The following is a 20,163-nucleotide window of genomic DNA, read 5'->3' on the forward strand; positions in this document are numbered from 1 at the left end:
AAATTGGAGAGTCCTACTATGAGAATAATGAAAAAATCACTACTTGTTTGCCTGATGGCTGGCTTAGCGCTGCCGCACGCTTTCGCAGACAGCCTTTTAACCCCGGAGCAAGACGCGGTGCTGTATTACAATGCCACCCTGATTAATCCGGCTACGGAGCAACAACTGCCAGAGGGTTGGCTGCTGGTTAAAGACGGCCGCATTGTGCAAACGGGCCAGCTGCAGGCAGCGGGCAGTTTACCTGCAGCGGCGACGCAAATTGATTTACAGGATCAGTATGTATTGCCGGGACTTATTGATGTGCACCTGCACCTTACTGCCGGCCCTCACCGGGTTGAGATGCAGGATGGCAAGCCGGTACTGACGATGAAAGGCGATAGCGAAATAACCCGTTATCATGCTATCAGCACGCTTGCCAGCGGGGTGACTACAGCGTTCAGCCCTGCCGGCGAAGCTGCAGCTAATGCTGAGTATGTGCGTCAGCAGCAGGCGGGAAGCTGGCCAGGGCCAAAGCTAAGCTATGCAGGCTATATCTTTGAACCGACGCCGATTATAGGCGGCTCGGTCCATCCGAAAGATGAAGCGGGCTGGCAGGCGGAAATTGCCAGCCAACAAGCACAGGGTGTCGATTACATCAAACTTTACGCGGGTCTTAGCAAAGAAGAAGTAGCAATGGGGGTGCGGCTGGCTAATCAGGCAGGTCTGCAAACAGTAGCGCATCTGGATAGTGTCAGCTGGCAGTTCGGGGCAGAATCGGGGATTGATATTTTAACTCACGCCCTGCCAACCAGTGCTGAACTGTTAACCGGTACCGCTAAAACTGCTTATCTTGCTGAAAGGAAAAACCCAGCTAATCAGAGATTTATTTACAGTTGGTTTCAGTACGTTGACTATGACAGTGAGCCAATGCAGCGCTTGATCCGCACCCTTAAACAACAGCAAACCCGGATAGATCTCACGTTGGTGGTCAACGAATTATTTTACTTTGCCCGCGAGCTGGGTGCCCTTTATCCGGAAACCGATATGTGGGTGTTTCATCCGCAAATGCGCAAAGGATGGCGTGCGGTGATGGCAGCGCCAAGCTATGACTGGACAGCAGAGGACTTTGCAACTGCACAGCAGCAATTACCCAAAGTACAACAGTTTTTTAAGCGGCTTTACGATGCTGGTGTGCCCTTAGCTATCGGTACCGACAGCGTGGCCAGTGGCCCCTTTTATCTGCGTGAACTGCAGCTTAGTCAGGCGACGGGCCTGACAAACTGGCAGGTATTGCAGCTGGCTACGACAGGCGGTGCCCGTCACCTGCAGCTAACCGATACCGGGCAACTGGCAGAGGGTTTTGTTGCCGACTTTATTGTACTGGCGGTCAACCCGGTCATTGATCTCGCTGCCCTGTCAACCGTGCAAACCGTGGTACAGCAAGGTAAAGCCTGGCAGGTTGATGACCTGAAAGCGCAACTTACTTCGTTTACCGCAGTTGAACTGTAACCACACGCTGTATCAAAACTAACAAACTGACTAACAACAAAGAGGATGTAAAAATGGAAACTATACAAAGCTATTTCGCGATATTTAATAACGCCTGGCAACACGCTGATTGGGTATTTCTGCTGCTGTTTGGCCTGTTTTTTCTGGCCGTGTGGTTTTTACCCAGCCTGCTGGCACTGTTCCTGAACCGCCGGCATGCCGGTAAAATTGCGCTGCTAAATGTACCTGCAGGCTTTTCTGTCATCGCCTGGGTCGCATTGTGTGTGTGGGCGGTTACCGGCAAACTGGGCGATAAACTGGCTGCCAGGGCAAAGTTGGCGCCAGTGGCGGAATAAGCGCTGGCTTATAACGCCACTTTATCTCCTTCATTTAATATCAGCAGCGGCACCTGGCTATTCAGTTGCTGCTGCATATTTAATACACGCAGTAACGGAGAATGCGAGCTGTGATCGCCCATTTGCCAGCTGGCATTGCCATAACCCCAGGGAATCATTACTTTACAACCCAGTTCGCCTGCGACCAGCAAGGCATCTTCCGGTGTCATATGCACCGAACGATAATTAGGACCATGGTACGAAGCAATCGGCAGCAGGCAGATATCTATTTCGCCAAACCTTTGCTTTATATCGTTAAAATGCTGCGAATAGCCGGTATCACCGGCAAAAAATAACTTACTTTCACCATGCTGAAGTAACCAGCCTGCCCATAATGCCTGATTCTCATCACCTAAAGTACGGCTGTTAAAATGTCGTGCAGGCAGGGCATGAATAGTCAGAGCACCCAATTTAGCGCTGCTGTACCAAGCCATCTCGGTAGCGTTATAGCCACCATCTGGCATATACGATGCCATACCGAAGGGCAGGAAGTAATGGGCGTTGTTGCCAATCCGTTTGATGTCGCGGATACTGAAATGATCATAATGCAGGTGTGAATACAATACTGCATCAGCACGGCGTAATTGTTCAGCGCTGAATTGCGGTGTGCTGCGCCGTTGTTTAATGCCCGTTAAATGCGCTGCCCAGCTTACCGGCCAGTCAAACTGGCCGGTTACCGGGTCTAGCAATACGTGTTGGCCATCAGGAGTAGTAATATTGAAACTGGCATGGCCGAGCCAATGCACGTTAAAGCTACTTTTCAGTTCAGGGATCTGCTGAGGACCAGTATAACGACATTGTTCAGCCGGTACTTTACAGTCAACCAGCGGATGTGGCTGGTAACAGTCCTGCTCGCAATTGGCCGGAAATGGAATATTGCCATAGTACATATTGCGAAATGGCTGGTTAGTTTTCAGCAGTTTTGCCGCATTTTCCGGGTGGCCGGCAAGCTGGGTAATGTTATTGCTGCTACTGCATCCTTTCAGAATCAAAAAACTGCAAAGCAGCACCACGATGATCAGTAACTTGTTTGTTATCATTCCGGGCTTAATGCTTAGTAATTACTGCGGTAATCCCATGTGGACATGGCCGCCTTTATAGTCGATGGTGATGAGAAAGTGCTGTAGCACATCATAGCCGATTAGGCCTTGCACTTTGCGGCCGCGGATCCGGGAACCCAAGGCAGAATGCTGGCTTTGCAGGTTGGCGGTTTCACCCTCGGCAGGTATTGAAACCAATACATCTTCCAGTACATAAGGGCCTATTTTAAATTCAGGGATCCGAAAACTCTCGGTCACTGCTATTTTATTAACACCGGCACTCAGTTTGGTTTCCACTTCAAGTTCATCCAGCCACCCCAGGCTTTCTGCAACTAGGCGGTCAATCAACATACCACCACTATTACCGGTATCCAGCAACAGCCAGATTTTTTTGCCTTCTGCTATTTCTACTTCGACAATCGGCATACCACTGCCTTTGTCTTGTTCTGCCCGCACGTTCCGCAGTTTGCGCATATTGACCGCGTCATGACTAACAAAACGCAGTTTCTGGTTTGGATAATCCAACTGCAATATAAACATATTGAAGAAGCCTGCTCCCAGTAACAGTGCATTCTCGTGAAAGCCAAGGTTAACTTCCACCAGTGAATTTAGTTTGGTATCAATTCCCAGCAATGATATAGGTACACCGTTATAGGTGGTGCGCTGTTCAGTGCCATACACGCCCTGTATTTTCATATTGCCAACGGCGTTCAGTTTTAATTCGTTTTTACCGATAAAACTGGTGTTGATGGCGTTAACCTGAGCACCGGTATCGAGAATGGCATAACCGGGTACATCTGCGACGGTAACCGGTACCTTAACATGGCCATTTTGCTGGCTAAACTCCATCCAGGGAGTGGCACTGGCAAGCGCATTTGTTGCCATCAGTAAAAACGTCAGGTTGATAAAAGTACCGCACAATTTGTTTAGCATAGGACAGGTCTTTTTAATTATTTGTAGCTGAAGTTAGCAGTGTCCCTTAAATGAGTCAATGAGATTTTGGAGTAGGGGACCGGCTTAGCATGGCTAAGCCGGAAAAAAATATCGTAGCGTTGTTTTAAGGTAACTTAGTGAGCGTTAGCCGAATCTTTTTGCTGGTCACGTAACTTCTGTTCCAGTTTTTCAATTTTTTCCTGCGCCTGTTCGCGATAGCGGGTAAGTCGCTCGATGGTAGCCGTGGCATTGCTTTTCACAAAACTGACCTGCTCTTCTAATTGTTGCTTTTGCTTTGACCAGCCATTTTTATCAACCAGCATTGCCTGCATCTGATCGCGCTGTTGCTGCAACTCATCCCGCAGCTGCTTTATAGTTTCCCGTTGTTCTGCCTGATGATTTGCAGTAATCGAGCTTTGATCTTTCATCATATTGTTGCTGGCACGCAATTGATCGACCAATTGCTGCAGATCCGGCTGATCGCTTCCTTTCTCACTTTGCACTTGTTGCAGATGATCAATCTGCTGCTGCAGTTCAGCAACCAGATTGCGTTGAGAGTCAGCTTCTTGCTGCGCAGCTTCCCGCTCTGCTTTCAGGCTGTCTAACGCCGTCTTGTGATCTGCCACCAATTGCTGCTGAGCGGCCAGTGCGGCTTCCAGTTCGGCGTTATTATCCGGTTGTTGTGCACTTTGTAGTTTTGCCAGTTGTTTCTGCTCGATAGCAACCTGATCCAGCGCGGCATCACGCTCTTCAGTCAGGTTGGCTTGCAGTGCTTCAAGTTCTGCTACCTGCTGCAAAGCTTTGTCCCGCTCAGCAATAATAGCGTCTTGCTGGCTAGTGTCTGCGCTGGCGTTGCTACCTTCTTCCTGAGCCTGTTGCAGCTGGTCCAACTGTAATTGCAACCGGCGACTTTGCGCCACTGCCTGCATTTCTGTCTTAGTGGCTTGCTGCAGTTTGTTTTCAAACTCGCTGAGCATAGTTTGCAGTTCAACAATTTCGTTGTTGCTCTGTTGTTGCTCAGCGGCATACTTCTTGGCCGCAGCCTGGTATTTTTCTAAATCCTGTAGCTGCTGCTTATTAAGTTGCTGTTGCTCCAGCAGCTTCTGTTCTAAGCCCAGCGCTTCAGTAAGCTTGTCTTGTAACGCCTGTTGCTCTGAACTCGCTGCAGTAAGTTGTTGCTGTAATTCAGCCAGCTGTTCACTGTGTTGTTCACTTTGTTGCTGCAACTGCTGTTGCAGGTGTTCATTGCGTTGTTGCAATGTTTTGAGTTCATCTGCAGCTTTGGCAGCCGCCTGCTCGTTAGCGGCCAGTTTATTGTTGGTGTCTGTCAGCTGTTGCTGCAACTGTTGCAGCTTTTGTTCACCTTGTTGCAGCTCGCTGGCAGCTGCGTCAAGCTGTTTCTGTAACTGCTGCTCACTTTGTTGTCGTTCGGTTGCCGCAATTTCCAGCTCATTGTGCAGCTGATCCAGCCGCATCTGATGCTCTTCCTGTAATTGCTTCGAGTCGGCCAGCTCTTGTTGCTGACTTTTGGCATGCTGTAATGCCTGGTCACGCTCATCCTTAACGGCACTGTACTTCTCTGACTGCACCGCCAGTTGCTGCTGCTGATGGGCCAGGCTTACTTCCAGCTCTGAGCGTTTTTGCTGTAACTGTTCCAGATCTTTCTGAATTTGCTGGTTGTGCTCTGCCGCTTGTACTTCTGCCTGAATAGCCTGGGCTAATTGCTCATTTAATTGTTCAAGTTGCTTACTGGCATGTTGCTGAGCTTCACGCTGAAAGGCAGTAATGAAGTCTTCACTAAACGAGGTTTCCGCTACAGTGGGGGTTCGGGTTGCCTGCTCATTGCGCCATTTCTGATAATGCACAACCAAACTGGCCTGTGCACCAGATACTTTTGCCAAAAGATAATCAAGCGAGACGGGTTTGCCAGCTTGCTGCAGTTCGTCACAGATCTTTTTGACTTCACTATATTGGGTCATGGTTATACATCCGATTCACTACTTTGATTTTGCAGAACAACTTTAAACAGCTCAAGAAGCATACTGTAGTCTTTTTTGTTGGAAAACTAAATTTTTATCACATAATTTTTGCATTTATCTGGCAGAACAACTAAATTAACTGTTAATTTATACAGTATAGGTGGCTGCTATGATTCTCTACATTGCAGAAAAACCCAGTATGGCGCGCTCCATCGCGGCGGCGTTGCCAAAACCTCAGCAAAAAGATACAGGATGTATCCGTCTGGCCAATGGTGATGTTATTAGCTGGTGCATCGGCCACTTGCTGGAGCAGGCTGAACCACAGGACTACAACCCGGATTATAAACGCTGGCAGGCAGCGCATCTACCTATTATTCCGGATCAATGGCAGTTGAAAGCCCGCAAGTCTGCGCGACAGCAGCTGACGATATTGCAAACGTTAATAAAACAAGCAGATCAATTAGTACATGCCGGCGACCCTGACCGCGAAGGCCAGTTATTGGTCGATGAGGTTATTGCCTGGTGCAAGGTGCCGAAAGCGAAGCGTGATAATGTTAAACGTTTATTAATCAATGATCTGAATTCGGCAGCTATTCGCCAGGCACTAAAACAGCAGCAGCCCAATAAAAATTTTGTACCACTTTCTACATCAGCATTGGCCCGTAGTCGTGCCGACTGGTTATATGGGTTAAATATGACCCGCGCATATACACTGCGTGGGCAGCTGGCAGGATATCAGGGAGTACTGTCGGTGGGTCGGGTGCAAACACCTCTGCTTGGTCTGGTGGTAAGGCGTGATTTAGAAATCGCCAGCTTTAACAGCGCAACATACTATCAGGTGCAGGCAGAGCTAAAGACCAATGATGGGTCTACCTTCAGCGCACAATGGCAGCCCAGCGCAGCCTGCGAACCGTATCAGGATAGCGAAGGAAGGGTGCTGGTTAAAGCACTGGCCGTTAAAGTTCAGCACGCGGTAAAAGATCAGCCGGCAGAGGTGACCAAACTGCAGCAGCAAGATAAAAAGCAATATGCGCCTTTGCCTTACAGTTTGTCGGCTTTGCAGATTGATGCAGCAAAAGCATATGGTTTCAGTGCTCAGCAAGTGCTAGACAGTTGCCAGCAATTGTATGAAAGACATAAATTAATCACTTACCCACGATCAGACAGCCGATATTTGCCGGTAGCTCATTTTACTGAGGCGGGCAAAGTCGGACAGGCAATCACCGCAAATGAACCCGCACTGGCAGCAGCGTTAGCCGGCGCAAATTTACAGCTAAAAAGTAAAGCCTGGGATGACAGTAAGGTGGATGCGCATCATGCCATTATTCCGACAGCCAAAACGCTGCCTGGAAACAGACTTTCAGCGACTGAACATAAACTTTATGGCCTGATTGCCCGCCAGTACCTTATGCAGTTTTATCCGGCGTGCACTTTTACTGATAGTAGTGCCGAAGTTCGGATTGCCGGTGGCTGTTTTCTGGCAAGGGCCCGCAAGCAGCAGCAGGCGGGCTGGAAAGCCTTGTTACCAGCGGCCAGTAATAATGGGCAGCGAAAGTCCGCTGTAACGGATACTGAACCGCCGTTGCAACCAGGTTTACCAGTATTAAAACTTGGCCAGCAGCTATTATGTATTAGCAGTACATTACTTGAAAAACAGACACAGCCGCCGGCGCCATTTACCGACGCCAGTCTGTTAAGTGCTATGACCGGCATTGCCCGATATGTAGTCGATCCGCAGATTAAACGGATTTTAAAAGATACAGATGGGTTAGGCACCGAGGCTACACGTTCAGGGATTATTGAGTTACTGTTTAAACGTAATTTTTTGCAGCGGGACGGCAAGCATATTCAATCCACGATCGCCGGAAAGGCGCTGATAGCGGCTTTGCCCTCTGCCGCATCATTGCCAGATATGACTGCGCAATGGGAAGCTGGTTTAAATAGTATTTGTCAGCGTGAACAAAGCTACCAGGCATTTATGCAACCTTTAACTGATAACTTGCAGCAGTTAATTAGTCAGGCTGGGGCTGTTATACCTCAGGGGCTGGGCAGTGGACTGCCCAAAAAGTGGACCAAAAAAACAACCAAAAAACGAGTGGTGTCCAAAGGCAGTGCCAATAAAACGGCTGGCAAGCGGCGGCCCGGACGCAGCAAAGTAGTAACCCGTGATGGTGTAGTGGCTGGGACAAATACCGCGACAACTGTATGAATTAGTAAATAAGTGTAATAGCGCTGGTAAGCGAGGTTATAGCTGATTATGCTCAGCGCACTAATTTGACAATGTGTGCGGGAGAAAGCTTTGATTAAGAAAAAATTTGTCTCATCTGTGGTTGCGGCTACTTTGCTACTGGCAAGTCAGCAGGCTGTAGCAACCATCGTTCAGGTAAAAACCAGTCTGGGTGATTTTGAGGTCAATTTATTTGATCAAACCACACCGGTAACGGTCCAGAATTTTTTGGCCTACGTTAACAGCGGCCGCTATGATCAGACCATTGTTCATCGCTCAGTTCCCGGTTTTATTATTCAGGGCGGCGGCTTTCGCTTTGTTGAACAACTTCCGTTAACTCCAATTCAAACGAACGCCGCAATTGTAAATGAACCAAAACTTTCTAACGTCCGGGCTACCATTGCCATGGCAAAACTTCCGGGCAACCCTAATAGCGCGACCAGTCAATGGTTTATCAATTTAGCGGATAACAGTGCCGGCAGTCCTAAACTGGATAGTGTTGAAGGAGCTTATACGGTTTTCGGTCAGATAAACGCCGCAGACATGGAAGTGGTTATGGCCATTGCCAACCTGCCAACCTATAGTTTTAACGGTATTCAAGGGTTACCGTTACGAAACTATACTGCCAACGATCGGGCAAATAATGTGCCGCTCAGCAACGCAAATATGGTTACCGTTGAAAGCATTACGGTGGTAGATGCCAGACCAGATAGCGCGGCAGGTTTAAATCCTAAACCCAATACCTTGCTACCAGAACCTGAGAGCAGTAGTGGGGCCGGCAGTCTCGGATTATTGTTGCTGGGACCCCTATTATGGTGGCGTCGCCGCCAGCAGTAATGCATGTACTCCTGTCTCTATCTAAATGATGTGGCTATCGTTGCCACATCATTTAGTAAATAACCGTCTTTAAAAACCAATATTTATATCAATTAATTCTTCTTAGTTGGCATTACATTCCATTTCCTCGCCTACACTTACCATATCGTGCTCGCGATGGCACAGGTATGTCATTGCATTTCAAGAAGGTGGCGTGAATGATCGTGTTAGTAGGTGGTGAAAAAGGCGGTAGTGGTAAAAGCTGTCTGGCGCAGAATATTGCGGTGTACTTCTCACGTGAGAAACAGGCAAATGTCATGCTGGTAGATTGCGACCCTCAGCGCACAACGTCTGATTGGGTGCAGGAGCGGCATACCGATGCCAGCCTGGCCTGGATTAATTGTGTTCAGATGTACGGCAAAATTCGTTATGAGTTGCAAAGCCTGGAAAAGCACTACGATGTGGTAGTCGTCGATTGTGGTGGCCAGGATAGCGTAGCTCTGCGTTCCGCAATGGTGGTGGCAAGCCATGTGCTGTTTCCCTTGCGTCCTAAACGGCGAGATCTGAAAACGCTGGAACATCTGGAAGATCTGGTCAGCGCCTGCAATATTGTTAATCCGGCAATGATCGTGGGTTGTGTTATGACCCAATGTCCTTCGCTACCTAACCAGGCCAACCGGATCCTTGATGCCAAGGAAGTTTGCGAATCATTTAATATCAGAGTACTGAAAAATATTACCTACAGCAGGAATATTTACGATGATAGTGAAGAAAAAGGCTTGTCGGTAATGGATGTCGATAGCGATGGCAAAGCTGCCAACGAAATCCGGGCAATTATTGAAGAACTCCTGGCAATGAAGGCGATACAAGAAGATGGCGCTGAGCGACCTGAAGAAAAAGTGTTTGCCGTCAAATAAAGCGGCTTTAACGACGGATGAGTTTATTGATGACGCCAATAATTATGCGCTTGGTTTGCCGCGCATTGTTAGCTTACGTCATCAATCAGCTGACGAAGACGAGCAAAGTCGCTTGCCGATGCGCCATGCGACCTTTACCTTAAGTGAAGAAGCGATAGCTGCTTTAAATGACCTTAGCGAACTGACGGGTGAAGCCAAATCAAAATTGATTCGGCGGTTAATTTTGCGGGCTACTCAGGTAGCACAGGTGGAACTGAATTCGGTATCTGACAGAAAAAATAAAACCGGCTCTGATTAGGCCGGTTTCCGTGTTACTGGCTTAAGCGACTCATTTAGCTAAAAAGGCGTACGCAATAATAAACGCAGTTTCCTGAAATCCTTTTAACCCTGTATCTTTGAAATCGACGGGTACAGGATGCTGCTTAATTTTTTCTTTTATGGTGTTGCCAGACAATATCAGACTGGGACAATTGCTGATCAGCTGAATCGCCGCTTCAATTTTAAAACCTACAGCACCACCGGCAAATTTACCTTTTTGTGGACGCTCTTTGATCACTACCTGTTCGATTTTGTAGTCTTCAATCAGCTTGGCCAGATTAAACTGAAACTTTTGCAGGCTTTCAGCATCTTTATCGTTACTGAGTGCCAAACGGGTCTGCCGGCACTCAGGTAAATCGAACAGGCCGTCTTTTAATGTCATCAGGCATAAAATTGCCTCACTGCCTTTAATTTCAATTCCACATACACGCATAATATTTCTCAGTAAATTTGCCTGGTTAAGGGCTGGTCAGAGCTTCCAAGTGGCTACTAATAATGCTGCAGCTTTGGCGTAATGGCTCTCCGAATAAAATAGGGTTAAAGTCACGATTGACACAGTAGCGCTGATGAAAAATCAGGACACTGCTTTTCGATTCGGCCGCCTTGGTCAGTTGTTGTTGCTGACCTTCGCCCCAGTCGGCAGCAAGCGCATTCAGTTGCTTTTTAATTTGCCGTAACGCCTGCTCATCAGACATCTTACCGGAACTGGGAGCGTTATCCAGAATCAGACCATATAACTGATCACGATAGGGCCTGAGTAACTCGTGATCGGAGAAAGTAAGCAGCAACAACACAATCACAGCCAGCCAAAAAAACTTTTTCATCAGATAGCGCACCTCAAAAATCGCAGCCGCTATTGTAAAGTATTTTTGGCAAAGTCGCATCTGCTGCTCTGATGCTTATTTTATATCAAATATTATGTGGCCAAGGCTGTTATACTTGCCCCAGCGCAGCAGCTGGTAAGAGGTAGCCGTGGATAACAACCGCATCGATATAAAAAACATACCTGTGAAGGTAGAAACGTATAAACCGGAGTTACTAAACCAAGCTAAATATGCTTCCCGCGATCGCATTTACGTGCGCTCAGTTAAAGGATTACATCAGAGTTTGCGGCGTAATATGGGTTTTATTTTTATGGCGCTGTTTATGCTTCTGCCATGGATCCAATACAACGGCAAACAAGCCATCCTGCTCAACATTGGCGAGCAGAAATTTAATATTTTTGCGCTTACCTTATGGCCACAGGATTTCACTATTCTGGCCTGGATTTTTGTTATTTCGGCCTATGCGTTATTTTTTGTCACGGCTTTTTATGGTCGGGTCTGGTGTGGTTATTTGTGTCCACAGTCAGTATGGACCTTTATTTTTATGTGGTTTGAAGAAAAGATTCAGGGCACCCGTAATCAGCGCATGACCCTGGATCAGGCCCCGTGGTCAGCCACCAAATTTTTTAAAAAGGCGCTTACCCATTTTTGCTGGCTGGCATTCGCGTTATTAACCTCTCTGATATTTGTGGGTTACTTTACCCCCGTAGGCCCCTTATTTATTGAATTTTTTACCTTTGAAGCAGGATTCTGGGCTGTAGTCTCAGTACTTTTTTTTACGGCCTGTACTTATGGTAACGCCGGCTGGATGCGGGAAATTATGTGTACTCATATTTGTCCTTATGCCCGCTTTCAGTCCGCCATGTTTGATAAAGATACGTTTACCGTCACCTATGATGAGCAACGAGGCGAAAACCGCGGTCCGCGTAGCCGCAAAGATAAAAACTACAAGGAAAAAGGTCTCGGCGACTGTATTGACTGCAATCTGTGTGTTCATGTGTGTCCTACCGGTATTGATATCCGAAATGGCCTGCAATATGAATGCATTAACTGTGGCGCTTGCATAGATGCCTGCGACGATACCATGGCAAAAATGGGCTATCCACCCGGCCTGATAAGCTACACCACAGAGCATAGCTTAAACGGCAAACCCACTAAGATATTGCGGCCAAAACTGGTCGGCTACTTTATTATTCTGCTGGTGGTGTGTGCAGCGTTCGGCACAAACCTCTACCTGCGAAAGCCGCTTGAGCTGGATATTATTCGTGACCGTGGTGCACTGTATCGTGAGACACCGGAAGGTTTAATTGAAAACACCTATACCCTCAGTATTATTAACAAGTCGCAGCAGGCAAAAACATATCAGTTAACGGTTTCCGGGGTAAACGATTTCAGCTGGATTGGGCCAACCGAAGTCACGATCGCCGGCGGCGACAATCTCAATGTGCCGGTCAGTCTGGCACTTGATCCCTACAGCGTATCGAAACCGATACTGGATATTGAGTTTAGTGTTACCGAGTTGTCCGATGATGGCTATAGCGTCAGCCAGGGGAATAAATTCTTTGCCGGCCGTTAACAGTGAAATCATCAGCCGGTTTGACTTTGCCACCCTCGGACCCGAACTTATTCTGGACGCGTTGTTACAGTTAGGGCTGGACGTCAGTAGTGGTTTACTCGCCTTAAACAGTTATGAGAACAGGGTATATCAGTTTACGGCTTATCCTGATCATAGCCCGCAAGCAAAAAAATATGTGGTCAAGTTTTACCGGCCTGAGCGTTGGAGCCCGCAGCAAATTCAGGAAGAACATGATTTTGCCTTTGAACTGGCTGACGCGGATATCCCTATGGTGGCACCCCTGCGGTTTAATGGTGCCAGTTTATTGCAATATCAGGGCTATTACTTTGCGGTGTTTCCCAGCCGGGGCGGTCGCACTCTGGAAGTAGATAACGACGAACAACTGGCAATGTTAGGGCGCTTTCTTGGCAGAATGCATCAGGTTGGCGCTAAAAAAACTTTCGTAAGCCGGCCAACCTTCAGCATTGATAGCCACCTGCTGCAAAGTCAGCAGGTGCTGACAAAGCTGGAGCTGATTCCGGATTATATGCGTTTGGCTTTTGACACTGTGTTGCAGCAAGTTATTGCGGAAGCCAGCAGGCAATACCAGCCTGGCCGGCAAATCCGGCTACATGGTGATTGTCACGCTGGTAACCTGTTTTATGTTGATAAGGGCCCCTTTTTTGTTGATCTGGATGATTGTCGCACCGGGCCGGCAATTCAGGATCTCTGGATGATGTTATCGGGCGATCAGCAAGAACAACGGCTGACCCTGGAACTGATGCTGGATGAGTACGAGCAATACTGTGATTTTGATCCAGCGGAACTAAAACTGATCGAGCCACTCAGAGCAATGCGTATGGTGCACTATATGGCCTGGTTAGCGCGGCGCTGGCAAGATCAGGCTTTCGTGCAAAGTTTCCCCTGGTTTGCCACTGATAAATACTGGGAGCAACAATGTCTGGTGTTAAAAGAACAACTGGCTTTATTGCAACAACCGCCATTATCACTGGTGCCAGGCTACTGACAATTTGTTAAGCTAGCGGCTGAGTCGGCCCGATTAAGGATGTAATTTAAAATGAAAAAGCTGTTATCACTATGTTTGTTTGCACTGCTATTGCCATTGGCAGTGAGTGCTAATTCAAAATTTGTGGAAGGTAAGCATTATCAGGTGATTGCCGAGCAAGCATCAGCCAAGCCGGTGGTTAAAGAATATTTTTCATTCTTTTGCGGCGGTTGTTATGGTTTTGAGCCAGTAGCACAAAGTCTGGCCAAAAAATTACCAGACAATGCTGAATTTAAGAAAGTCCATGTCGATTTTATCCGGGCAGCTTCGCCGGAAATTCAGGATATGCTGGCACGTGCTTACCTTGTGGGTAAAAATATGGGTAAAGGTGATCAGGTTGCCTCCGCTATTTTTAATCAAATCCATCGTAGTCGGGTACCATTCGTCAATGAAGATGATGTTCGTAGTCTGATGCTGATTAATGATATTCCGGCAGAAGAGTATGAAAAAGCCATGCGCAGTTTTTCTATTCGTGGTGCTGCCAACCAGATGAAGAAAGAACAAAACGAACTTTCAGAAAGCCGGGTGTTAAGCTCAGTGCCTATGCTGGTGGTCAATGACAAATATAAAATTCTGAACGAATCACTTAATCAGCGTAACCTGGAAAATGAGTTACAGGAGCTGATTAGTTACCTGCTGCAAAAAGACGCTTAAATAAGTTTAAGTTGATAATCCGGGGTGGCATTGGCCACCCTTTTTGTTAGCTTCATGGGTACGATATGACACAAAAAATAGCGGCAGGCTTTGGAGATAACGACGCTAATATCAACGTGTACATCGCCAACCGGCCGCCAATGGCTGAATATGCCGGTTTATGCCAGATAAAGCCGCTACTGGCAGCTGAGATAGAGCTGATTAACAGTGCCTGTGGCAATGGCTGGCGCAAGGTGTTTAACGTATATAGCAAACTATTATTTGCGCTGGATGCAAAACAGTTCAGCTTTATCAGGCACGCTGCCAGTTGGCAGCAGTATCGGGATCAATATTTACTGCAGGCTGGCAGTAATACCGCGCTGCTGTTTAGCTCGCCCGCAATGCAGCCCCAATTAAAAACCGTGCATATAATTGCCGGCCGAACCCATGCAAAGGCCCTGCTTGACGCAGGATTACCAGCGCAGCTAACCTGGCTGAATAACGAGTTTGCAATAGATAAGTTTAACCGGCTGCTGGTATGCCCGTATTTCGATTACCGTCAGCTCAATAACGAAAAACTGGCTTATTTAGCCTATCTTATCAAGGCTATTGATGAATAATACTAAGTTACTGGCGCAGTTGCAGCAGTTGTGCGAATTATTGCGCCCATTCCGGTTTGGTATTGGTGGCAGTTGTCTGCTGTGGCAACTGGGGCTGGAAAAATCACCAAACGATATTGATATCGTCTGCAGCGAGGATGATTTTACGGCTATCTGCCAGGCATTAGCCGCAGAGTATCAGGTGCAGGACCGGCCAGTACATAGTGAATATACCAGCAGCCATTTTGCCCGATTTAGCCACACTGGCTGGCCGGATATTGAGCTGATGGCCGGTATTGCGGTAAAGCAGGGCGATAACATAAGCCGTTGGCAATTTAATCCGCAGCGGTGTCACTGGCAAAATAGTGTGTGCTGGATGCCGCCAGCCGACTGGTTGCAACTCTATCAGCTGTTTAACCGGCCACAGCGGGTGGCGCAGTTACGTCATTATTTAGTGCAACTGCGACTTGGCACTATCAACTAGTCGGCTATTTCCACTGCGGTGGGTACCAGCTGATAACCATCTGCTTTATCTTCGCTTTGCGGCCACAGGGTTACCACGCCAGTGGCATAAGCAGTTTTGCCTTTAGCACTTAGCGGAAACACCATCTCACCGTCACGAACTTTTATCCGGAACGGATTATTGTCGCTGTTTGCGGCAAATTTCATCCAGCAGCCTTGCTTGCTGCAAACTGAGTCCACCGTGCCTGAAATAGTCACTACCTGCTGCAAGTGCTTTTGCGGTGCAGCTAATAACTGCTCCACTGGCATTACTGCTGCTTTATCAACAACCTCACCAAAAACGGTAGCGGCCTGAGCGCTGAACAATGTGACAGAAAATGCTAATGCTAAAAGTGTTTTAAACATAGTGATGCTCCTGTAGCCAATAGCCTATTCTGGCGCAACAACCAGAAAAGGCAAGCAGATAAAAATATTGCTAAATTGTAAATTAAATTTTTAACTATTGTATTTTTGCGCTATAACTAAGCTCTGAAGTTGGCAACGATATATGGAGACCCTATGTCTACACTGAATACTGAAGGTATGTTAATAGGTGATAAAATCTCACTAAAACGCTACCCAACAATTGAGCATGGTAATTTAGCACGGGTTAATGCGGTTGTAGTTCATCAAACAGACGCCCCCTCAGCTCAGCACACTTTTAATGCTTATGATAATGGCGGCAACGGCGCTCATTTTCTGATAGGAAAAAATGGTCAGATTTATCAGACAGCCAGTACGCAGAAACGTTGTTACCATGTGGGCAGATTAATTAAGTCCAAGTGCCTTACATTGGATAAAAACAGTTGTGACAGTGCTGAAATGGCGAAGATTCTGGCTAAATCGTGGAGCAACCAAATTAAAGCGCTGGATGCGCACGAGCGGCAAAAATCTTACCCGGAACGTTACCCGGTTAACTCTGACGCGCTGGGTATTGAGATCGTAGGTAAACATGTCAATGATACTAATTATGAAGCGGTTACCCCTGCACAAAATGAGTCTCTGCAGTGGCTGTTGGCAGAGTTGTATAAACATTTCTCGTTAACTAACACAGATGTTTACCGTCATCCGGAGGTATCTTACAAAAATCCTGGTGAAGCAAAAGGGGCTAGCTGGTAATGCGACATTTAATTGGCTGTTGTCTGATCTTATTGTTACTTGGGTGTAATGAAAAAAGCGAATTTAACAGCAATGATATCAGTGAGATATATATTGCCGATTTTGTTTCTGATGCGCCTGAGCAATGCGAACCGGAAGACGTTGATTTAAGCAATAATGACGTGAAACGGTTTTTTCAACTGGCACGTGAGGTTGAACATAAAGTGCTTCACGATCATTACAATTACGCGCCATGTGCTATTGAAGGTACGTTAAAACTTCAGCAGCAAAGCTGTACCTGGCAGGTGCGGGCAGGTGCTACCGGTAATATCAAATGCGGTAAACAGTACCGTTACTTTGCCTGTGATAATTGTGCTGAACTTTTTAGTCCTGTAACAGACTTGCAGAAATAAACTCAATTTCCTGTTGATGTGTAAATAACCTATGGTAGCGTACAAAGTAAACAGAAAAGTTTATATGTAAAATAAACATTAAATATTGTTTTACTTTTTCATTTGCCGGCTGTAGTATGCGCGCCGCAATCACCAATTTAGGGAAATTTAAACAATGACGTTGAAGTACATTCTGCCTGTAATCGCACTAACTGCTACTGCTGTTTCTGCCGAAGAATACCAATTATTCAATGAACTGCGTGCCGATCACTTGCGGGTTAGCGGTGAATCTGAAACCGTGTGGTCGCTGAATAGCACTTACTTTTTTGATAAAAAACAAACACTGGGTCCGCTGGATCAATTTGAATATATTAATAAAGTTACTAACGTAGGCGCAGCATTCAGCCGGTTTGATGGCGAGAACTTCTGGAGCATTGGTGGTGAATACTTTGCTGAAAACAATCTGGTGTTATCTGCTCGTTATACCGACAACGCCGGCTCTCATGCAACCTCTGTTGGTATTGGTTATCTGATTTCTAAAGACTTTATTATCCGGGCACAAGCCGCTAAGCCAGAAGAAGGTGATACCAGTTACCGTTTCTCTGCCAGCTACAACCATCAGCTGCAGGGCAATGATTATGTGGGCTTTACGGCTTACACTGATGATGAATTTGATCAATACGGTATCAGCAGCAAATACTTCGCCAGTCTGGGCGCTGACCGCTTTATCGCTGTCGGCGTATCATTGGCAGAGCAGTTTGACCGCTCAACATGGGCAGCAAATGCAGATTACTATTTCAGTAAAATGACCTCTGTGGGTATGTCTTACAGTAAAGAAGACAGTTACAGCCTCAACGCCAAACATTTCTTCAACCAGAACTGGGCATTAGAAGCCGGCTTTGCCAGCAATACTGATAACTCAGACTATAAGGCCTACAGCCTGAGCGTAACCGGTCAGTTCTAACTTTCTCTGGTAGCTGCACTAGCGCTTTTGGGGCAACATTTGTTGCCCCTTTTTTATGCCCGGGCCCATTTCGCTTTTATTTTGTATAGCTGGTAAATAAACAGTGGAAACAGCAGTAAGCCCAGTTCAATCTTACCCTGATATACCAGGCTAAAGCAGGCGTCGGCAAGGCCCAGATACGCCAGAATAAGACAGGCAATCAACCCCCGGTAACGACCGGTAATCAACCCATAAAAACTGGCGGCAGCCACAATAAAAAACAGCCACATCATCCCAAACGCCATGGCAACGTTTTCAGTAGTAATGGTGATAAAAGCCGGTAATTGCTGCTGATAAAGAAAGCCGGTGATATACACCAGAAAAAGAAAATAAACACCCAGCAAACAAACCCCGGAAAACTTTAACCAGACAGGCACGTTAAGGCTGCGCTGATTTAGCAGAGTGTAATCCCGGGAAAACGTGGTTTGCATGACATATCCTTATTTAGCAAATGACTTAATCAGCCAAGTGTTACATGGAGCTAAATTTTAGGCAATTGATTAATAAGCAGTCAGGTCCAGCTGGAGTCAGCGTGGTGTATCAATTAAGCGCCGGGCTATTTAAAGCAGATGACGAGCTGCCACGACCGGTATGAATAATTAACAAAGCTGGGTTAATAATGCTGTCAACATCATCGATTCCGTATGGAATATCTCATAGTTGGATATTAATCCTATTAATAGCGCATAGGTGGGAACATAGTCCTCTTAATTTTGCTTGGCAGTTGCTAACTTATTAAAGTGGGACTATATTCCCATTAATTATTAAATAGTAGGAATATAATCCTGGTAGGTGAGGTATGGCTAAGCGTGATTTGCACAATGTTCTGTTTCCTAAGCAGCGAAAAATCCTTACGCATTTTGGTGAGGACTTGTTATTAGCCATGAAACGCCGTGGTTTTACTAAAAAATTATTGTGTGAGCGAACTGGTTTTGATCATAAAACCGTGAACAAGGTCTTCGCGGGTGACCCTGGTGTCGCTATCGGCACTTATCTGAAGATCATGGCCGTATTGGGAATGGAAAGTAACTTTGCAGAAATGGCGGCTCATGATGAAGTGGGCATCAAGCTGCAAAATATAAAATTGCTGGAAGGTTCAAAATGAGCCGTGAAATCGTCGAGGTATATGCCGACTGGCATCCAATTGAACAGCCATTATTAGTTGGGCACCTTACTTACAGTGAATCAAGTCGGGGTGGTGTGTTTAGCTTTGCGTACGATAAAGCATTTCTTACCTCACCTTATCGCTTGCAAATAGACCCTATGCTGACACTGTATGCTGGTGAACTTTACAATGACGAAGCCGATAAAAACTTCCGGGCTTTTCTGGACTCATCCCCCGATCGTTGGGGACGTATTTTAATGCAACGCCGTGCTGCTATTGAAGCGCGTAAGGGCATTAGGGCAACGAGTCGATTAAACGAATTGGATTACTTGCTGGGCGTACATGATTCATATCGAATGGGAGGGATCCGATTTAAGCGGGCTGACAATGCTGATTGTTCAGATGCCTCTTTTTCAGACAACCCTTTTCTTGACAATCATGTCGAGTTTGTTGCACCGCCAATGGCATCATTACGTGAGTTAGAACACGCCGCCATGCAAATTGAAAAAGACGATAACATTGACAGTGACGAGTATTATCGTTGGCTAAAAATGCTGATTGCACCTGGTTCATCTTTAGGCGGTGCCAGACCAAAAGCCTGTGCAACCGATGAACAAAATCAATTATGGATAGCTAAATTTCCTAATGTAAATGATACCCATGATGTTGGTGCGTGGGAGATGGTCTGTTATGAATTGGCTTTAGCTGCTGGCGTTGAGATGTTTCCAAGTGAGATCAGGCAGTTTTCATCGCAACACCATACCTTTTTAACAAAGCGCTTTGACCGGCAGGGACAGCAGCGGCTGCATTTTTCATCGGCTATGACTCAGCTGCAATACTATGATGGCGAACGATCGCAAGGTGCCAGCTATTTAGAAATTGCTGAGTTTCTCTCCAAACAGGGAGCACAAACAGAAGCTGATTTAGCACAATTGTGGCGCCGCATCATCTTTAATATTGCGGTGTCTAATACGGATGATCACCTGCGTAACCATGGTTTTTTACTGACCAAGAATGGCTGGAAGTTATCACCTGCTTATGACTTAAACCCCATCGTTGGTAAACAAGGGCTACACCTGAACATTACTGACACAGACAATGCCTTAGACTACCAGTTAGCTTTTGAAGTAAAAGGCTTCTTTCGGCTTTCTCAAATCCAGGCAACTCAAATTCACGACGAAGTGCTAAGTGCAGTTAAAGACTGGCAAGCCGTTGCGAAGCGGTTAGGGATTAGCCGGGCAGAGCAAATAATGCAGGAATCTGCGTTCAATATTTAATTACCCTTATGTTAAAAG

23 protein-coding genes are annotated in these 20,163 nt (G+C 46.6%); 16 read left to right on the plus strand and 7 right to left on the minus strand.

Going from position 1 to position 20,163, the window contains the following annotated elements:
• Positions 1-27: 27 nt before the first annotated feature.
• Together B2Q61_RS11950 and B2Q61_RS11955 are read left to right on the plus strand one after the other, a co-directional pair.
• The gene (locus B2Q61_RS11950) at positions 28-1,488 is read left to right on the plus strand and encodes an amidohydrolase family protein (protein ID WP_290620689.1); all 1,461 of its coding nucleotides are present in this window, start codon (positions 28-30) and stop codon (positions 1,486-1,488) included.
• Between the two features lie 53 nt (positions 1,489-1,541).
• Positions 1,542-1,823, plus strand: coding sequence for a superinfection immunity protein (locus B2Q61_RS11955; protein ID WP_290620687.1), 282 nt, complete (start codon positions 1,542-1,544; stop codon positions 1,821-1,823).
• A gap of 8 nt (positions 1,824-1,831) precedes the next feature.
• Here B2Q61_RS11955 and B2Q61_RS11960 read toward each other — a convergent pair whose 3' ends face one another.
• The 3 genes from B2Q61_RS11960 to B2Q61_RS17830 all read right to left on the minus strand — a co-directional run bounded on the left by B2Q61_RS11960 (position 1,832) and on the right by B2Q61_RS17830 (position 5,814).
• The gene (locus B2Q61_RS11960) at positions 1,832-2,902 is read right to left on the minus strand and encodes an MBL fold metallo-hydrolase (protein ID WP_290620685.1); all 1,071 of its coding nucleotides are present in this window, start codon (positions 2,900-2,902) and stop codon (positions 1,832-1,834) included.
• A gap of 21 nt (positions 2,903-2,923) precedes the next feature.
• Complete coding sequence (locus tag B2Q61_RS11965; protein WP_290620683.1) at positions 2,924-3,835, minus strand: aspartyl protease family protein; 912 nt, start codon at positions 3,833-3,835, stop codon at positions 2,924-2,926.
• Between the two features lie 134 nt (positions 3,836-3,969).
• Positions 3,970-5,814 carry a hypothetical protein gene (locus tag B2Q61_RS17830; RefSeq protein ID WP_290620681.1) on the minus strand — a complete coding sequence of 615 codons (1,845 nt, stop codon included), beginning with the start codon at positions 5,812-5,814 and terminating at the stop codon, positions 3,970-3,972.
• Between the two features lie 169 nt (positions 5,815-5,983).
• On the opposite strand from B2Q61_RS17830, the gene B2Q61_RS11975 reads away from it, so the two are divergent.
• From B2Q61_RS11975 to B2Q61_RS11990, 4 genes are all read left to right on the plus strand, one after another.
• On the plus strand, positions 5,984-8,023 hold the full coding sequence (locus B2Q61_RS11975; protein WP_290620679.1) for a DNA topoisomerase III: 2,040 nt from the start codon (positions 5,984-5,986) through the stop codon (positions 8,021-8,023).
• 90 nt (positions 8,024-8,113) lie between these two features.
• Positions 8,114-8,878 (plus strand): peptidylprolyl isomerase, encoded by a 765-nt coding sequence (locus B2Q61_RS11980; protein WP_290620677.1) that lies wholly within the window; start codon positions 8,114-8,116, stop codon positions 8,876-8,878.
• Between the two features lie 197 nt (positions 8,879-9,075).
• Entirely contained in the window at positions 9,076-9,774 is a 699-nt protein-coding gene (locus B2Q61_RS11985) for an AAA family ATPase (RefSeq protein WP_290620675.1), read from the plus strand.
• Positions 9,761-10,072: a replication protein RepA gene (locus tag B2Q61_RS11990; RefSeq protein ID WP_290620673.1), complete on the plus strand. Its 312-nt coding sequence runs from the start codon at positions 9,761-9,763 to the stop codon at positions 10,070-10,072. Before B2Q61_RS11985 ends, B2Q61_RS11990 begins: the two co-directional genes overlap by 14 nt.
• 30 nt (positions 10,073-10,102) lie before the next feature.
• Here the strand turns inward: B2Q61_RS11990 and B2Q61_RS11995 are convergent, their stop codons facing one another.
• Together B2Q61_RS11995 and B2Q61_RS12000 are read right to left on the minus strand one after the other, a co-directional pair.
• The gene (locus B2Q61_RS11995) at positions 10,103-10,525 is read right to left on the minus strand and encodes a DUF3010 family protein (protein ID WP_290620671.1); all 423 of its coding nucleotides are present in this window, start codon (positions 10,523-10,525) and stop codon (positions 10,103-10,105) included.
• A gap of 25 nt (positions 10,526-10,550) precedes the next feature.
• On the minus strand, positions 10,551-10,916 hold the full coding sequence (locus tag B2Q61_RS12000) for a hypothetical protein (RefSeq protein ID WP_290620669.1): 366 nt from the start codon (positions 10,914-10,916) through the stop codon (positions 10,551-10,553).
• A 148-nt stretch (positions 10,917-11,064) separates the two neighbouring features.
• Between B2Q61_RS12000 and ccoG the strand changes: the two genes are divergently transcribed.
• From ccoG to B2Q61_RS12025, 5 genes are all read left to right on the plus strand, one after another.
• On the plus strand, positions 11,065-12,492 hold the full coding sequence (ccoG, locus tag B2Q61_RS12005) for a cytochrome c oxidase accessory protein CcoG (protein WP_290620667.1): 1,428 nt from the start codon (positions 11,065-11,067) through the stop codon (positions 12,490-12,492).
• Complete coding sequence (locus tag B2Q61_RS12010) at positions 12,479-13,498, plus strand: serine/threonine protein kinase (protein ID WP_290620665.1); 1,020 nt, start codon at positions 12,479-12,481, stop codon at positions 13,496-13,498. The genes ccoG and B2Q61_RS12010 overlap by 14 nt, the downstream gene beginning before the upstream one ends.
• 51 nt (positions 13,499-13,549) lie before the next feature.
• On the plus strand, positions 13,550-14,191 hold the full coding sequence (locus tag B2Q61_RS12015) for a thiol:disulfide interchange protein DsbA/DsbL (RefSeq protein WP_290620663.1): 642 nt from the start codon (positions 13,550-13,552) through the stop codon (positions 14,189-14,191).
• A gap of 65 nt (positions 14,192-14,256) precedes the next feature.
• The gene (locus B2Q61_RS12020) at positions 14,257-14,790 is read left to right on the plus strand and encodes a DUF6942 family protein (RefSeq protein ID WP_290620661.1); all 534 of its coding nucleotides are present in this window, start codon (positions 14,257-14,259) and stop codon (positions 14,788-14,790) included.
• Complete coding sequence (locus B2Q61_RS12025; RefSeq protein WP_290620659.1) at positions 14,783-15,253, plus strand: hypothetical protein; 471 nt, start codon at positions 14,783-14,785, stop codon at positions 15,251-15,253. The genes B2Q61_RS12020 and B2Q61_RS12025 overlap by 8 nt, the downstream gene beginning before the upstream one ends.
• Here the strand turns inward: B2Q61_RS12025 and B2Q61_RS12030 are convergent.
• Positions 15,250-15,636: a DUF4920 domain-containing protein gene (locus tag B2Q61_RS12030; protein ID WP_290620658.1), complete on the minus strand. Its 387-nt coding sequence runs from the start codon at positions 15,634-15,636 to the stop codon at positions 15,250-15,252. The genes B2Q61_RS12025 and B2Q61_RS12030 overlap by 4 nt on opposite strands.
• Positions 15,637-15,789: 153 nt before the next feature.
• On the opposite strand from B2Q61_RS12030, the gene B2Q61_RS12035 reads away from it, so the two are divergent.
• The 3 genes from B2Q61_RS12035 to B2Q61_RS12045 all read left to right on the plus strand — a co-directional run bounded on the left by B2Q61_RS12035 (position 15,790) and on the right by B2Q61_RS12045 (position 17,724).
• Positions 15,790-16,389, plus strand: a complete 600-nt coding sequence (locus tag B2Q61_RS12035; RefSeq protein WP_290620656.1) for a peptidoglycan recognition protein family protein — start codon at positions 15,790-15,792, stop codon at positions 16,387-16,389.
• Complete coding sequence (locus B2Q61_RS12040; protein WP_290620654.1) at positions 16,389-16,781, plus strand: hypothetical protein; 393 nt, start codon at positions 16,389-16,391, stop codon at positions 16,779-16,781. The genes B2Q61_RS12035 and B2Q61_RS12040 overlap by 1 nt, the downstream gene beginning before the upstream one ends.
• A gap of 154 nt (positions 16,782-16,935) precedes the next feature.
• A complete protein-coding gene (locus tag B2Q61_RS12045) occupies positions 16,936-17,724 on the plus strand; it encodes a putative porin (RefSeq protein WP_290620652.1) in 789 nt (262 codons plus the stop codon).
• Positions 17,725-17,777: 53 nt separating this feature from the next.
• Here B2Q61_RS12045 and B2Q61_RS12050 read toward each other — a convergent pair whose 3' ends face one another.
• Entirely contained in the window at positions 17,778-18,194 is a 417-nt protein-coding gene (locus B2Q61_RS12050; protein ID WP_290620650.1) for a hypothetical protein, read from the minus strand.
• Positions 18,195-18,562: 368 nt separating this feature from the next.
• On the opposite strand from B2Q61_RS12050, the gene B2Q61_RS12055 reads away from it, so the two are divergent.
• Together B2Q61_RS12055 and B2Q61_RS12060 are read left to right on the plus strand one after the other, a co-directional pair.
• A complete protein-coding gene (locus tag B2Q61_RS12055; RefSeq protein WP_290612062.1) occupies positions 18,563-18,868 on the plus strand; it encodes a helix-turn-helix domain-containing protein in 306 nt (101 codons plus the stop codon).
• Positions 18,865-20,145, plus strand: a complete 1,281-nt coding sequence (locus tag B2Q61_RS12060; protein ID WP_290620648.1) for a type II toxin-antitoxin system HipA family toxin — start codon at positions 18,865-18,867, stop codon at positions 20,143-20,145. The genes B2Q61_RS12055 and B2Q61_RS12060 overlap by 4 nt, the downstream gene beginning before the upstream one ends.
• The last annotated feature ends 18 nt before the right edge of the window (positions 20,146-20,163 follow it).

This window comes from Arsukibacterium sp. UBA5043 (assembly GCA_002415085.1).
Taxonomy (GTDB): Bacteria; Pseudomonadota; Gammaproteobacteria; order Enterobacterales; family Alteromonadaceae; genus Alishewanella.